The 13,730-nt window shown below is 71.1% G+C and carries 15 protein-coding genes; 12 read left to right on the forward strand and 3 right to left on the reverse strand.

The genetic code is table 11. The features are described 5' to 3' along the window. The 8 genes from sufC (at position 1) to O5O46_RS07715 (ending at position 6,696) form a co-directional block, all read left to right on the forward strand. Positions 1–765, forward strand: coding sequence for a Fe-S cluster assembly ATPase SufC (sufC, locus tag O5O46_RS07680; protein ID WP_269854476.1), 765 nt, complete (start codon positions 1–3; stop codon positions 763–765). Further along, the gene (locus O5O46_RS07685; RefSeq protein WP_269854477.1) at positions 762–2,018 is read left to right on the forward strand and encodes a cysteine desulfurase; all 1,257 of its coding nucleotides are present in this window, start codon (positions 762–764) and stop codon (positions 2,016–2,018) included. Before sufC ends, O5O46_RS07685 begins: the two co-directional genes overlap by 4 nt. 16 nt (positions 2,019–2,034) lie before the next feature. Next, positions 2,035–2,499, forward strand: coding sequence for a Fe-S cluster assembly sulfur transfer protein SufU (gene sufU / locus O5O46_RS07690; protein WP_269854478.1), 465 nt, complete (start codon positions 2,035–2,037; stop codon positions 2,497–2,499). After that, entirely contained in the window at positions 2,496–2,834 is a 339-nt protein-coding gene (locus tag O5O46_RS07695) for a metal-sulfur cluster assembly factor (RefSeq protein WP_269854479.1), read from the forward strand. The genes sufU and O5O46_RS07695 overlap by 4 nt, the downstream gene beginning before the upstream one ends. Before the next feature lie 110 nt (positions 2,835–2,944). Then, on the forward strand, positions 2,945–3,265 hold the full coding sequence (locus tag O5O46_RS07700; protein WP_269854480.1) for a DMT family transporter: 321 nt from the start codon (positions 2,945–2,947) through the stop codon (positions 3,263–3,265). Position 3,266: 1 nt separating this feature from the next. Beyond that, entirely contained in the window at positions 3,267–3,803 is a 537-nt protein-coding gene (locus tag O5O46_RS07705; protein ID WP_269854610.1) for a TetR/AcrR family transcriptional regulator, read from the forward strand. Between the two features lie 87 nt (positions 3,804–3,890). After that, on the forward strand, positions 3,891–4,889 hold the full coding sequence (gene dapD / locus O5O46_RS07710) for a 2,3,4,5-tetrahydropyridine-2,6-dicarboxylate N-succinyltransferase (RefSeq protein WP_269854481.1): 999 nt from the start codon (positions 3,891–3,893) through the stop codon (positions 4,887–4,889). 310 nt (positions 4,890–5,199) lie between these two features. Then, positions 5,200–6,696 carry a hypothetical protein gene (locus O5O46_RS07715; protein WP_269854482.1) on the forward strand — a complete coding sequence of 499 codons (1,497 nt, stop codon included), beginning with the start codon at positions 5,200–5,202 and terminating at the stop codon, positions 6,694–6,696. Between the two features lie 157 nt (positions 6,697–6,853). Here the strand turns inward: O5O46_RS07715 and O5O46_RS07720 are convergent, their stop codons facing one another. Then, positions 6,854–7,663 (reverse strand): NAD-dependent epimerase/dehydratase family protein, encoded by an 810-nt coding sequence (locus tag O5O46_RS07720; RefSeq protein WP_269854483.1) that lies wholly within the window; start codon positions 7,661–7,663, stop codon positions 6,854–6,856. Between the two features lie 153 nt (positions 7,664–7,816). Here O5O46_RS07720 and O5O46_RS07725 point away from each other — a divergent pair, with 153 nt between their 5' ends. The 4 genes from O5O46_RS07725 (at position 7,817) to O5O46_RS07740 (ending at position 12,083) form a co-directional block, all read left to right on the forward strand. Continuing rightward, positions 7,817–8,755 (forward strand): 5-dehydro-4-deoxyglucarate dehydratase, encoded by a 939-nt coding sequence (locus O5O46_RS07725; protein WP_269854484.1) that lies wholly within the window; start codon positions 7,817–7,819, stop codon positions 8,753–8,755. After that, positions 8,752–9,984, forward strand: coding sequence for a hypothetical protein (locus O5O46_RS07730; RefSeq protein ID WP_269854485.1), 1,233 nt, complete (start codon positions 8,752–8,754; stop codon positions 9,982–9,984). Before O5O46_RS07725 ends, O5O46_RS07730 begins: the two co-directional genes overlap by 4 nt. A 153-nt stretch (positions 9,985–10,137) precedes the next feature. Next, positions 10,138–11,034, forward strand: coding sequence for a helix-turn-helix transcriptional regulator (locus O5O46_RS07735; RefSeq protein WP_269854486.1), 897 nt, complete (start codon positions 10,138–10,140; stop codon positions 11,032–11,034). Then, entirely contained in the window at positions 11,031–12,083 is a 1,053-nt protein-coding gene (locus O5O46_RS07740; RefSeq protein WP_269854487.1) for an NAD(P)-dependent alcohol dehydrogenase, read from the forward strand. The genes O5O46_RS07735 and O5O46_RS07740 overlap by 4 nt, the downstream gene beginning before the upstream one ends. 52 nt (positions 12,084–12,135) lie before the next feature. On the opposite strand, the gene O5O46_RS07745 is transcribed toward O5O46_RS07740, so the two are convergent. After that, on the reverse strand, positions 12,136–12,909 hold the full coding sequence (locus O5O46_RS07745; RefSeq protein ID WP_269854488.1) for a class I SAM-dependent methyltransferase: 774 nt from the start codon (positions 12,907–12,909) through the stop codon (positions 12,136–12,138). Positions 12,910–12,949: 40 nt separating this feature from the next. After that, positions 12,950–13,720: an IclR family transcriptional regulator gene (locus O5O46_RS07750; RefSeq protein ID WP_269854489.1), complete on the reverse strand. Its 771-nt coding sequence runs from the start codon at positions 13,718–13,720 to the stop codon at positions 12,950–12,952. Positions 13,721–13,730 lie beyond the last annotated feature (10 nt).

Here is a 13,730-nt window from a genome sequence, read left to right on the forward strand (position 1 = left end):
ATGGCAACGCTTGAGATCCACGACCTGCACGTCTCCGTCGAGGCCGAGAACGGCCCCCGCGAGATCCTGCGCGGTGTCGACCTGACCGTGAAGCAGGGCGAGACGCACGCCATCATGGGCCCCAACGGCTCGGGCAAGTCCACCCTGGCGTACTCGCTGGCCGGGCACCCCAAGTACCAGGTCACCGGTGGCACCGTGACCCTCGACGGCGAGGACGTCCTGGCGATGTCCGTCGACGAGCGGGCGCGGGCCGGTGTCTTCCTGGCCATGCAGTACCCGGTCGAGGTCCCGGGTGTCTCGGTCTCCAACTTCCTGCGCACCTCGGCCACCGCCGTGCGCGGCGAGGCGCCGAAGCTGCGCACCTGGGTGAAGGAGGTCAAGGAGGCCATGGAGGCGCTCCAGATCGACCCGTCCTTCGCCGAGCGCAACGTCAACGAGGGCTTCTCCGGCGGTGAGAAGAAGCGGCACGAGATCCTCCAGCTCGAACTGCTCAAGCCGAAGGTCGCGATCCTGGACGAGACCGACTCCGGTCTGGACGTCGACGCGCTGCGCGTGGTCTCCGAGGGCGTCAACCGGGTGCGTGAGTCCGGCCAGGTCGGCACCCTGCTGATCACCCACTACACGCGCATCCTGCGCTACATCAAGCCGGACCATGTTCACGTCTTCGCCAAGGGCCGGATCGTCGAGTCCGGCGGCGCCGAACTCGCGGACAAGCTGGAGAACGAGGGCTACGAGGCATACGTGAAGGGCGGCGCATCAGAGTGATTTCACTGCCGGGCCTCCTCGACACCGAGGCGATCCGCAAGGACTTCCCCATCCTGGATCGCACGGTCCACGACGGTAGGAAGATCGTGTACCTGGACAACGCGGCGACCTCGCAGAAGCCGCGCCAGGTGCTGGACGTCTTGAACGGGTACTACGAGCGCCAGAACTCCAATGTCCACCGCGGCGTGCACGTACTCGCCGAGGAGGCCACGGCCGCCTACGAGGGCGCCCGCGACAAGGTGGCCGGGTTCGTCAACGCCCCCAGCCGGGACGAGGTGATCTTCACCAAGAACGCCTCGGAGTCGCTCAACCTCGTTGCCAACATGCTGGGTTGGGCCGACGAGCCGTACCGGGTGGACCGCGGTACGGAGATCGTCATCACGGAGATGGAGCACCACTCCAACATCGTTCCGTGGCAGCTGCTGTCGCAGCGCACCGGTGCGAAGCTGAAGTGGTTCGGCCTCACCGACGACGGCCGCCTCGACCTGTCCAACATCGACCAGGTCATCACCGAGAAGACCAAGGTCGTCTCGTTCGTGCTGGTCTCCAACATCCTGGGCACCATCAACCCGGTGGAGGAGATCGTCCGCCGGGCCCAGGAGGTCGGCGCACTGGTGGTGATAGACGCCTCGCAGGCCGCGCCGCACATGCCGCTGGACGTGCAGGCGCTGCAGGCCGACTTCGTGGCCTTCACCGGCCACAAGATGTGCGGCCCGACCGGCATCGGGGTGCTGTGGGGCCGCCAGGAGCTGCTGGAGGACCTGCCGCCCTTCCTCGGCGGCGGCGAGATGATCGAGACCGTCTCGATGCACTCGTCCACCTACGCTCCGGCGCCGCACAAGTTCGAGGCCGGTACGCCGCCGATCGCCCAGGCGATCGGTCTGGGCGCGGCGGTGGACTACCTCAACGGCATCGGCATGGAGAACATCCAGGCCCATGAGCACGCCATCACCGAGTACGCGGTGCGGCGTCTGCTGGAGGTGCCCGACCTGCGCATCATCGGCCCCACCACGGCCGAGGACCGCGGCGCGGCGATCTCGTTCACGCTCGGTGACATCCACCCGCACGACGTCGGCCAGGTGCTGGACGAGCAGGGCATCGCGGTGCGCGTCGGACACCACTGCGCACGGCCGGTCTGCCTGCGCTACGGAATTCCTGCGACCACGCGGGCGTCGTTCTATCTGTACTCCACCCCGGCCGAGGTCGATGCCCTGGTCGACGGGTTGGAGCAGGTCCGGAACTTCTTCGGCTGACGAGAGTGCTGACGCTGTGAAGCTTGATTCGATGTACCAGGACGTGATCCTGGACCACTACAAGCACCCGCAAGGGCGGGGCCTGCGGGACGGCGACGCGGAGGTTCACCATGTCAATCCGACCTGCGGCGACGAGATCACGCTGCGCGTGAAGCTCGATGGCGAGCGGATCGAGGACGTGTCGTACGAGGGCCAGGGCTGTTCGATCAGTCAGGCCAGCGCCTCCGTGCTGCACGAACTGCTGGTAGGCAAGGAACTGTCCGAGGCGCGCAGGGTCCAGGAGCTGTTCCTGGAGCTGATGCAGTCCAAGGGCCAGATCGAGCCGGACGACGCGATGGAGGAGGTGCTGGAGGACGCGGTGGCGTTCGCCGGCGTCTCCAAGTACCCGGCACGTGTGAAGTGTGCTCTGCTGGGTTGGATGGCGTGGAAGGACGCGACCGCACAGGCACTGTCCGGTGACGGTGCGAAGGAGACGGCATGAGCGAGAACGAGACCACCACGACCAAGCCCGCCACCGAGGAGGAGATCCGCGAGGCGCTCTACGACGTGGTGGACCCCGAGCTGGGCATCGACGTGGTCAACCTCGGCCTGGTCTACGGCATCCACGTCGACGACTCCAACGTCGCGACCCTGGACATGACCCTGACCTCGGCGGCCTGTCCGCTGACCGATGTCATCGAGGACCAGGCCCGGTCGGCGACCGACGGCATCGTCAACGACCTGAAGATCAACTGGGTCTGGATGCCGCCGTGGGGCCCCGACAAGATCACCGACGAAGGCCGGGAGCAGCTCCGGGCGCTCGGCTTCAACGTCTGAGTGCCTTAAGGCCGCAGGAACGGCCCTCGCGCATGGCGCGGGGGCCGTTTCGCATGCGTTCACCCTCCGTTTATGGACGCTTGTACACAACGATTCGTACACTCGTACGCATGGGATACGCAACGTTGGCCGGCGCCATCTGCGCCGAGGTGCTTGGGACCACGTCGATGAAGTTCAGCCACGGCTTCACCCGGCTGTGGCCCTCGCTGGGCACACTGGTCGGATACCTGATCGCCTTCGTACTGCTGGCGCAGACGTTGAAGACCATGCAGGTCGGAACGGCATACGCGATCTGGGCCGGGGTAGGGACAGCCGCGGTGGCCGTCATCGGGATGGCCTTCCTCGGCGAGAGCGCGAACCTCGCCAAGCTGGTGGGGGTCGTACTGGTGATAGCGGGGGTCGTCGTGCTCAATCTGGGTGGGGCGCACTGAGATGGCCCGGCGGTACGACCCCGAGCGCCGGCAGCGGATCATTGACGCGGCGATCCAGGTGGTGGGTGAACGCGGCATCGCGGGGCTCAGCCACCGCGCGGTGGCCGCGGCGGCCGACGTACCGCTCGGGTCGACCACGTACCACTTCGCCACCCTGGACGAGCTGCTGGTCGCGGCGCTGCGCCAGATCAACACCGCGCTGTTCGAGGACTTCGGGCGGCGGGTGGAGCGGATCGCCCCGGACGCGGACCTGGCAGTCGAACTGGCCGATCTGGTCGGCGAGTTGCTGACCGACCAGCGGGACCGCAGCGTCCTTGAGTACGACATCTATCTGACCGCCCTGCGCCGCGCCCCGGTCCGGCCGATCGCCGCGGAGAGCGTGGACGGCATGGTCGACGTCCTCACCCCCCGCACCGGGCGGGCCACCGCGCAGGCGCTGGTCGCGCTGATCGACGGGATCTCGCTCCAGATCCTGCTCACCGGCCGCGCCTACGACCGGGAACAGGCCCGGGCGATGATCGCCCGGCTCCTCGGCTGACCCACACCACCGCGGCTTCGCGGAACGGATCTTCCGGCATCCGGGCCGGTTGGGCATCGCCCACGGCCAGCGACTAGCGTTCGGTGCATGACTGAAACGACTGCCACGACGCCCTCCCGCGCCACCGGCGCCGCCGCGGCCGGGCTCGCCACCATCGCCGCCGACGGAACCATCCTCGACACCTGGTTCCCGGCCCCCGAACTCGTCGCGGAGCCCGGTCCCGCCGGGACCGAGCGGCTGTCCGCCGAGCGCGCCGCCGAGCTGCTGGGCGAGACCGCCCCCAATGCCCTCGGGTCCGACCCGCGGCGCGGCGTCGAGGTCGTCGCGGTCCGTACGGTCATCGCCTCGCTGGACGACAAGCCGCTGGACACGCACGACGTCTACCTGCGACTGCACCTGCTGAGCCACCGGCTGGTCCGCCCCAACGGGCAGAACCTGGACGGCATCTTCGGTCTGCTGGCCAACGTCGCCTGGACCTCCCTCGGCCCGGTGCCGGTGGACAACATCGAGCGCGCCCGGCTCGCCGCCCGCGCCGAGGGCCGGCACCTGTCGGTCTACGGGGTCGACAAGTTCCCGCGGATGACCGACTACGTGGCGCCGTCCGGTGTGCGGATCGCCGACGCCGACCGGGTGCGGCTCGGCGCCCACCTCGCGGCGGGTACCACCGTGATGCACGAGGGCTTCTGCAACTTCAACGCGGGCACCCTGGGCACCTCGATGGTCGAGGGCCGGATCAGCCAGGGCGTGGTGGTCGGCGACGGCTCAGACATCGGCGGCGGCGCCTCGATCATGGGCACCCTCTCCGGCGGCGGCAAGCAGATCGTCTCGATCGGCAAGCGCTGCCTGCTCGGCGCCGAGGCGGGCCTGGGTATCGCGCTCGGCGACGACTGCGTGGTCGAGGCGGGCCTCTACGTGACCGCGGGCACCCGGGTCACCCTGCCGGACGGCGAGGTGGTCAAGGCGCTGGAACTGTCCGGCGCGGACAACCTGCTGTTCCGCCGCAACTCCATGACCGGCACGGTCGAGGCGCTGCCGCGCACCGGCTCGTGGGGCGGCCTGAACGCGGTGCTGCACAGCCACAACTGACGCCCGTTCGGCGGAGGTTCGGCCGGGTGCGGGCGGTCCCCGCGACACCGCCCGCACCCCGGGGGCGGCACCTCCCGACGGCATCGGGCCCCCTCCCGCGGTCAACTCCTGTCCCCGTTGTGTGTACGCATTCCGTAAGAACCGCCTCGCGTACCGTAATGTGCGTTCCGGTTCGGGGTAACACGGGACCGGAAGGAGTGAATCGGTCGGCGGCCCGCGCTGTGCGTCTAGGCTGGAGGCGAGCGCTCGCGCGCCTCCCCGATCCCGGTCCCGGTGCCGATCCTGATCTCGTACGAGGAGAACACCCCCCATGGCTGCTGACAGCCGCGACATGCCGCCGGTGCGGCTGCTTCCCGACGCAGAACTCGCGCGGCTCGCGCTCGCCGCGCCGCTGTTCCAACGGGCGGTGCGGCTCGCCCGCTGGGCCGCGCCACAGGTGCGCATCGACGCGGCAGCGGAGCTGGTCCCCGAGGAACTGGCCCGTGGCATGGCCGAGTTGGGCCTCGGCGATGAGGCGGAGGGCGACGCGGAGACCGCCGACGCCTGGGCGTTCGCCGTGGACACCGGCTTGGTGGAGGTGGACCTGGCCGATGACGCGGACCCCTCCTCGCAGGCCGGGCAGGGCGGTACCGCGGTGCCCGGCAAGGCACTGGAGATGCTGAACCGCGGCGGGCCGCGGGACGTGCTGGAGCTGTGGCGGACCGGCCTTGACGCGGTGCTCGCCGAGTCCGCGGCGCCCGACCTGCCCGAGCTGTACGACGACCTCGACGGGGAGGGCGCCCCGCCGGAGCCGGCGTGGGACCCCGAGGAGGAGGCGGAGTTCCTGGACGGGGCGCTCGCCAACCTCTATCTGCTGTCCGCCTTGGAGGCGTTCGAAGCCACCTCGAACGGCGACGGTTCCGCCGCCAGGCCGGTGCCGCTGCCGGTGCTGGCCGCCTCGATGGTGGTGCCGGACGACATGGAGGTGCCGACCGACGCCGTGCTGGAGGAGGTGTCGGAGGCGATGATGCGCCTTGACGACCACTTCCGGCTGCTCGCCCCCACCGGAGTGGTCGACTACCAGCCGGTGGACGAACGGCTGATCTCGGACGAGCCCGAAGGCCCGGAAACGGTAGAGGAGTTGCCCAAGGAGCTGGGCGAGGAGGAGGTCTCCCGGTACGGCATGGTCCGGCTGACCCCGCTCGGCGTCCTGGGCGTACGCGACCGGCTGGCCGACGCCGGGGTACGCGCCCCCGCCCTGGGCGACCTCGCCGGGCAGGACGCGGCCGTGCTGCTGGACGCCCTGGTGGGCTACCCCGAGGCGGCGGCCAATGCGGAGGGCGAGCAGTGGCTGGCGGCCCGCCCGCCGGTGGACGCGGCCCGGGAGCTGCTGGCCGCCGCGCGCGGTCGCGACCAGGGCGCGCCCGCCCGGCGGCTGGTCTGCCAGCAGACGCTCAGCCGGTTGGGCGTCGAGGCCGAACCGGCGCTGCGTGAGGTGCTGGACGACCGGGAGCTGGGCGGCCTCGCCCGGGTGTGGCTGGTGGAGCGGGCGGCCGACGATGTGCCGTCACCCGACGAGGAGATGGTCTTCTGGCTCACCATCGACACCATCGCCGCGCAGCTCGACGTCGATGACGACCCCGAGCTGCTGCGCGACCTGGTGACCGACCTGGTGGCACGGCACGACGGCTTCTTCGACGCCGCCTGGCGGGTGGACCATCCGGCGACCGCCGAGGTGCTGGAGGCGATGGGACGCCTGCACCCGGACCGCAAGACCGCGAAGGAGGCCCGCAAGGCGGCCTTCAAGGCGCGCTCCACGGGTCACTGACGCTCTTTCTCGGGGGTCTGGTCGGGCCCCGGTGGTACGGTCCGGTCTCCGCCGTGGGGGTCGCGAGCCGTCGCGGCCGGTCCTGCTGGGGGAAAGCTGAGACTCTCGACGCCCCCAGCGCCCCGGCCAGGTCCCCCAGCGCCGCGACGTGTCGGCCTCAGTGCGGCCACATCGGCGGATCCGTGCAGAAGCGGCCGCCCAGAAGGGTTCGGTCCGGATCGTCCGGTGCGGTTTCACCCCGCGCGGCGATGAGTTGGGCCGCGTACGGCTCCGAGTCGTCCCGCGGCTCGTAGCCGAGCGCTCGGGCGGGTGAGAGGTCCCACCGCAGACGGGTGTTGGCGGAGCTGCCGTAGACCACGGTGTGTCCCACGTGCTCGGCGGTGAGCGCCGCGTGGAACAGCCGGGCGGCGTCCGCCGGGCTCAGCCAGATGGACAGCATGCGCACCGTGGTCGGCTCCGGGAAGCAGGAGCCGATGCGCACCGAGACGGTTTCGATGCCGTGCCGGTCCCAGTACAAGGAGGCCAGGTCCTCGCCGAACGCCTTGGAAAGCCCGTAGTAGGTGTCCGGGCGGTGCGGGGTGTCGACCGGGATCAGCGGGTCGCCGCCGACCGGCAGCGGGGTGAAGCCGACCGCGTGGTTGCTGGAGGCAAAGACGATCCGGCGGACGCCTTCGGCGCGCGCGGCCTCGTAGAGGTTGTACGTGCCCTCGATGTTGGCGCGCAGGATCTGCTCGAACGGCGCCTCCAGTGAGATCCCGGCGAGGTGCAGCACCGCGTCCACCCCGCGCACCGCCTCGCGCAGTGCGCCCCGGTCGGCCAGGTCGGCGGTGATGGCGTCCGGTTCGTCGGGGATCGGCACCAGGTCCAACAGCCGCAGCGCATAGCCGTACCGCGGCAGCAGCCCGCGCATCAGGGTGCCCATGCCGCCCGCGGCGCCGGTGAGCAGGAGCGTACGGGGAGTTGGCATCGGCGGATCTCCTCGCTTCGGTCTGGTTTCTGCCGGGTTCTGCCGTGGGCCACGGATGGCGTGTGCATTGACCTGCCTCGGCTGGCTACCCTAGCGTGGCGTCGTTCACACATGCGTACACGAATCAGAATGCAGAACGATGGGGGTGTTCCGATGACCGCGGCACCGCTGGCCGAGCGTCTCGACGGACTGCTGTTCTTCCCCGTGACCGCCTACCGCCCCACCGGTGAGCTGAACCTGGACGCCTATCGCGATCATGTGCGCGCCGGTGTCGAGGCGGGCGCCGGCGCGGTCTTCGCCTGTTGCGGCACCGGAGAGTTCCATGCGCTGACCCCCGAGGAGTTCCACGACTGCGTGGCCGCCGCGGTCGAGGTGGCCGCGGGCCGGGTACCGGTGGTCGCGGGCACCGGATACGGCACCGCGCTCGCCCTGCGGTACGCGGCGCTCGCCGAACGCGCGGGCGCCGACGGGCTGCTGGCCATGCCCCCGTACCTCGTGGCACCCGACCAGCAGGGGCTGTTGCGGCACTACACCGCGCTGGCCGCCGGTAGCGGCCTTGACCTGATCGTGTACCAGCGCGACAACGCGGTCTTCACCCCGGCCACCGTCGTGGAACTCGCCAAGGTGCCCAACATCGTCGGCCTCAAGGACGGCCTGGGCGACCTCGACCTCATGCAGCGCATCGTCAGCTCGGTGCGCACCGAGCTTCCCGGCCGCGACTTCCGGTACTTCAACGGACTGCCCACCGCGGAACTCACCGGCCTCGCCTACCGGGGCATCGGCATCACGCTGTACTCCTCCGCCGTCTTCTGCTTCGCCCCCGAGATCGCCCTCGCCTTCCACCACGCGCTCACCACGGGCGACGACACCACGGTCAACCGGCTGCTGGACGGCTTCTACCGGCCACTGGTGGAACTACGCGGCCAGGGCAAGGGATACGCGGTGTCGCTGGTCAAGGCGGGCGTACGGCTACGCGGCGGGCAGGTCGGCACGGTACGGCCGCCGTTGACCGAGCCGTCGGCGGCGCACATCGAGGAGTTGCGGCAACTCCTGGGCCGGGGGCTGGAGTTGGTGGGCGGCGGCGACCGGTGAGCCGCCCCCGGACGTCGGTGTTCCTCTACCCGTGGGACGTGCTGGGTGACCCGGACGCCCCGCACCGGATCGCCGAACTCGGCGTCCAGCAGGTCACGTTGGCCGCGGCCTACCACTCCACCCGCGCCCTCACCCCGCGCCATCCCCGGCACCGCGTCATCACCGCCCGGCACTCGGCGGTGCTCTACCCGCCGTCCGCCGGGCACTGGGCGGGGCACCGGATGCGGCCGCGCCCGCAGGCGTGGTTACCGTCGGCCGACCCCTGGCACGAGGCGGCCGAGGCGCTGTCCGCCGCGGGCCTCGACGTGCACAGCTGGGTGGTGCTGGCGCACAACTCCCTGCTGGGCCAGGAGCATCCGGACGTCCAGGTGCGCAACGCCTACGGCGACGGCTACCCGTGGGCGCTGTGCGTGGCCCGGCCCGAGGTGCTGCGGTACGCCGTCGCGCTGGCGGCGGAGGCGGGGGCGCGGCCCGGCGCTGCCGGGACCGAACTGGAGTCCTGCGGCTGGTACGGCCTGGCGCATCTGCACGCCCATGACAAGATCGCCGGTGTGCCGCTGGGGGGCGCGGCGGGCTATCTGATGTCGCTGTGCTTCTGCGGCACGTGCCGCGCGGGGTACGCGGGGCTCGGCGCGGACCCCGACGAGCTGCGGCGGGCGGTGCGGGCGGGTCTCGGTCCGGGGTGGGCGGGGGAGCGCGGCCCGGGTCCGGACGACCGGTCCGGGGAGTGGGCCGAGGTGGAGCGGCTGCTGGGGGCGGATGCCGCCGCCCTGACGCTGAGCTGGCGCCGCGAGGTGGCGAGCGGGTTCCAGCGGGCGGTGGTGGCGGCGGTGCGCGCGGCCGCCGGAGCCGCCGGTTTCCAGGTGCTGCTGCACGCCGATCCGGCGCCGCACCGCTGCGGTGCGAACGTCGGGGTCGACCCGGTGGACGTCCTGGCACACGCCGACGGCGTGGTGCTGCCGTGCACCGGGGGAGCGGCGGAGCGGGAGGCGGTGCTGGGACCCTTCGGCGGGCGGCGGCACGTTGACGGGCGCACCCCCGGCGGGCGGCGCGCGGTGATCGCCGCCAACCTCACCATCGTCTCCGGAATGGGCGGCAGCCCCCACACCCTGGCCGCCGACGCGGCGCACGCGGTGGAGCTGGGCGCCACCGAGCTTCGGCTCTACCACGCCGGACTGGCCTGCGACGCGGATCTGGCCGCGGTACGGAAGGCACTCTCCGCCGGCTGACCGCCTCTGGCATGCCCCTGCCGCCTGTGCGACAGGGACGCTGCCGCGACCCCGGTTGGTGGGCGCTCCAGGGCCTTATTCCTGCTCGACCTGGTTCCAACAGACCTACCCTCACGCCTCCGACCAGCCGTTTTCCCACTGATACTGGAACGCATGGATCACCACGCCGAGCTGAGCGAGTTCCTGCGCTCCCGCCGCGCCCGTCTCACCCCGCAGGAGGCGGGGGTGCCGACCGACGGCGGCCCGCGCCGCGTGCCGGGGCTGCGGCGCGAGGAACTGGCCCGGCTGGCCGGGGTGAGCGCCGACTACTACACGCGGCTGGAGCAGGGGCGCACCTCCAACTGCTCCGACGCGGTGCTGGACGCGGTCGCCCGGGCGCTGCGGCTGAGCGACACCGAGCGGGTCTACCTCTTCGAGCTGGCCCGCCCCAAGCGCACCCGCCGTCGCCCGGTGGTCCGCCCGCAGCGGGTACGCCCCGGGCTGCACCGGATGCTGGAGACCCTGGACGGGCATGCTCCGGCGTTCGTCCTCGGCCGCCAGATGGACGTACTGGCAGCCAACCGGCTGGCCCGCGCACTGATCACGGACTTCGACGCGCTGCCGCAGCGGCAGCGGAACATGGCCCGGCACATGTTCCTCGACGAGTCCGCGCGCGAGCTGTACGTCGACTGGGAGATCTGCGCGGCCGAGACCGTGGGCGCCCTGCGGCTGCTCGCCGCACGCCACCCCGACGACCCCCGGCTGACCGACCTGGTCGGTGAACTGAGCATCAAGAGTTCGCACTTCCGCACCTGGTGGGCAGACCACAACGTGCGGGAACGCACCCACGGCACCAAGCGCTACCACCATCCGGTCGTCGGCGACCTCACCGTCGCCTACGAGACCGTGACCTTCCCCGGGGACGCCGACCAGACGATGTGCGTGTACACCGTCGAACCCGGCTCCTCCTCGGAAACCGCCCTGCGGCTGCTCGCCAACTGGACGACGGGCAACACACCGCAGGCCACACCATCCACGGCATCCGCCACCCAAGGAGAACCCTCCCGATGACGACCACCGTCACCGCCTACGCCGCCCCCGCCGCCAAGGCGCCGCTGGAGCGCACCACGATCCCGCGCCGTGCGGTGGGCGAGCACGACGTCCTGATCGAGATCAAGTACGCCGGCATCTGCCACTCCGACATCCACCAGGCCCGCGACGAGTGGGGCGGTGCCGCCTTCCCGATGGTGCCCGGCCATGAGATCGCCGGAATCGTCGCCGAGGTCGGCTCCGGTGTCACCAAGTACGCCGTGGGCGACCGGGTCGGCGTCGGCTGCATGGTCGACTCGTGCCGCGAGTGCGACAACTGCCGTGCCGGAGAGGAGCAGTACTGCACCGGCGGCGGCATGGTCGGCACGTACAACGCGACCGGCCGGGACGGCGAGCCGACCTACGGCGGCTACAGCACCCACATCGTGGTCGACGAGGCGTACGTACTCGGCATCCCCGACGGCATCGAGCTGGACGCTGCCGCCCCGCTGCTGTGCGCGGGCATCACCGTCTACTCGCCGCTGCGGCACTGGAACGCCGGTCCCGGCAAGAAGGTCGCCGTCGTCGGCATGGGCGGCCTCGGCCACATGGCAGTCAAGATCGCGCACGCGATGGGCGCCGAGGTCACCGTGCTCAGCCAGTCGCTGCGCAAGAAGGACGACGGCCTGAAGCTGGGCGCCGACCACTTCCACGCCACCAGCGACCCCGCCACCTTCCTGGAGCTGGCCGGCAGCTTCGACCTGATCGTCAACACCGTCTCGGCCAACCTCGATGTGGACGCCTTCCTGGGGCTGCTGAACCTGGACGGCGCCATGGTGAACGTCGGTGCCCCGGAGAACCCCAGCTCGTTCAATGTCTTCTCGCTGCTCGCCATGCGGCGCACGCTCGCCGGTTCGATGATCGGCGGCATCAGGCAGACCCAGGAGATGCTGGACTTCTGCGCGCAGCACGGGCTGGGCGCGGAGATCGAGCTGATCGACGCCGACCAGATCAACGAGGCGTACGAGCGGGTGTTGGCCAGCGACGTCCGCTACCGGTTCGTGATCGACATCGCCTCGCTACGCGACTGAGGACACCTAACGTCCGCTGGGGGCAAGCCCGTTGGGGCTTGCCTCCAGCGCGCTACGGCTGCCGTACGCAGCGGACGGTCAGTGTCACCATCGGCAGGTCGAACTCGCCGGAGGCGGTCTCCGGGCGGGATGCCAGATAGCCGCGGATCCGGCCGAGCAGGGCCTCGCGCTCGTCGGCGGGGATGACCAGGGTGTGCGAGTGGGTGCCGATGGTGGCGGTCAGGGAGTCGGCGGTGCGCCGCTGGGCGTGCGGGAACTCCGCCAGTTCCCATGCGCCGAACGCCGGATGCGCGGGCAGCCGCCGCTGGTCGTACCGCCGGGTGCTGGACGCCTCACCGCGAGCCACCTCCTGTAGCCCCTCGATCCACTCCACCCGGTCGTCGTCGCGGTTCCAGAGCGCGGCCAGCACCCCGCCGGGGCGCAGCACCCGGCCGATCTCCGGCAGCGCCCGGTCGTGGTCGAACCAGTGGAACGCCTGTCCGACCAGTACCGCGTCGAACGAAGCGTCCGGCACCGGTATGGCCTCCGCCGAGCCCTCCCGCGCGTCCACCCGCGGCATCCGGCGCCGCAGCTCCGCGAGCATCCCGGCGTCCGGCTCCACCGCCGTCACCTGGAAGCCGCAGCGGAGCAGCACCTCGGTCAACTTGCCGGTACCGGCGCCGAGATCGAGCACCCTCGGAGTCGAGGGGTCGGCCACCGGCTCGACCGCCCAACGCACCGCGGCCACCGGATAGTCCGGCCGGTGCTCCGCGTAGGCGCCGGCGTGCCCACCGAACGAACTGGCCCGCCGGGCGCGCAGGTTCTGGTTGTGAACGTCTTCAGTCATGGCACGACTCTAGGATCGACGGCCGGTGCCGTCCGCTCGGTTACAGCCGTCGCGTGGCCAGCGTCAGGCGGTCACGGGCGTCGAACAGGGCGTCCTTGATCATCTGCTCGTGGGCCGGGGTGAGCCGGGCCACCGGTACCGAGCAGCTGATCGCGTCGCGGGCGGGTGTGCGGTAGGGGATCGCCACGCCGAAGCAGCGCAGACCCAGGGTGTTCTCCTCGCGGTCCACCGCGTAGCCCTGCTCGCGGATCGTGCGCAGTTCCTCGATCAGCCGCTCGCGGTCGGTGATGGTGTGCTCGGTCAGCGGGTCCAGGGTCTCCGGCAGCATCTTGCGCACCTGCTCGTCGGCGTACGTGGCGAGCAGCGCCTTGCCCAACGACGTGCTGTGCGCGGGCAGTCGGCGGCCGACGCGGGTGAACGGCCGCAGATAGTGCTGGGACTGACGGGTCGCCAGGTACACGACGTTGGTGCCGTCGAGCCGGGCGAGGTGGATGGTCTCGGTGGTCTCGTCGGAGAGTCGGTCGAGGGTGGGGCGGGCGGCGGCCACCACCTCGTCGCCGTCGATGTAGGAGGTGCCGACCAGCAGCGCGCGCACCCCGATGCCGTAGCGGGTGCCGGTGGCGTCCGTCTCGATCCAGCCGAGGTCCACCAGGGTGCGCAGCAGCATGTAGAGGCTGGACTTGGGGTACCCGACGGCTTCCTGCACGGCGGCGAGGCTGTGCATACCGGGGCGCCCCGCGAAGAACTCCAGCAGCTCCACCGTGCGGACCGCCGACTTGACCTGGGACCCGCCGCCCTCGCCCGTAGTCATGATCCGAACC

This window comes from Streptomyces sp. RPT161, from assembly GCF_027533845.1.
GTDB classification, from domain to species: Bacteria; Actinomycetota; Actinomycetes; order Streptomycetales; family Streptomycetaceae; genus Streptantibioticus_A; species Streptantibioticus_A silvisoli_A.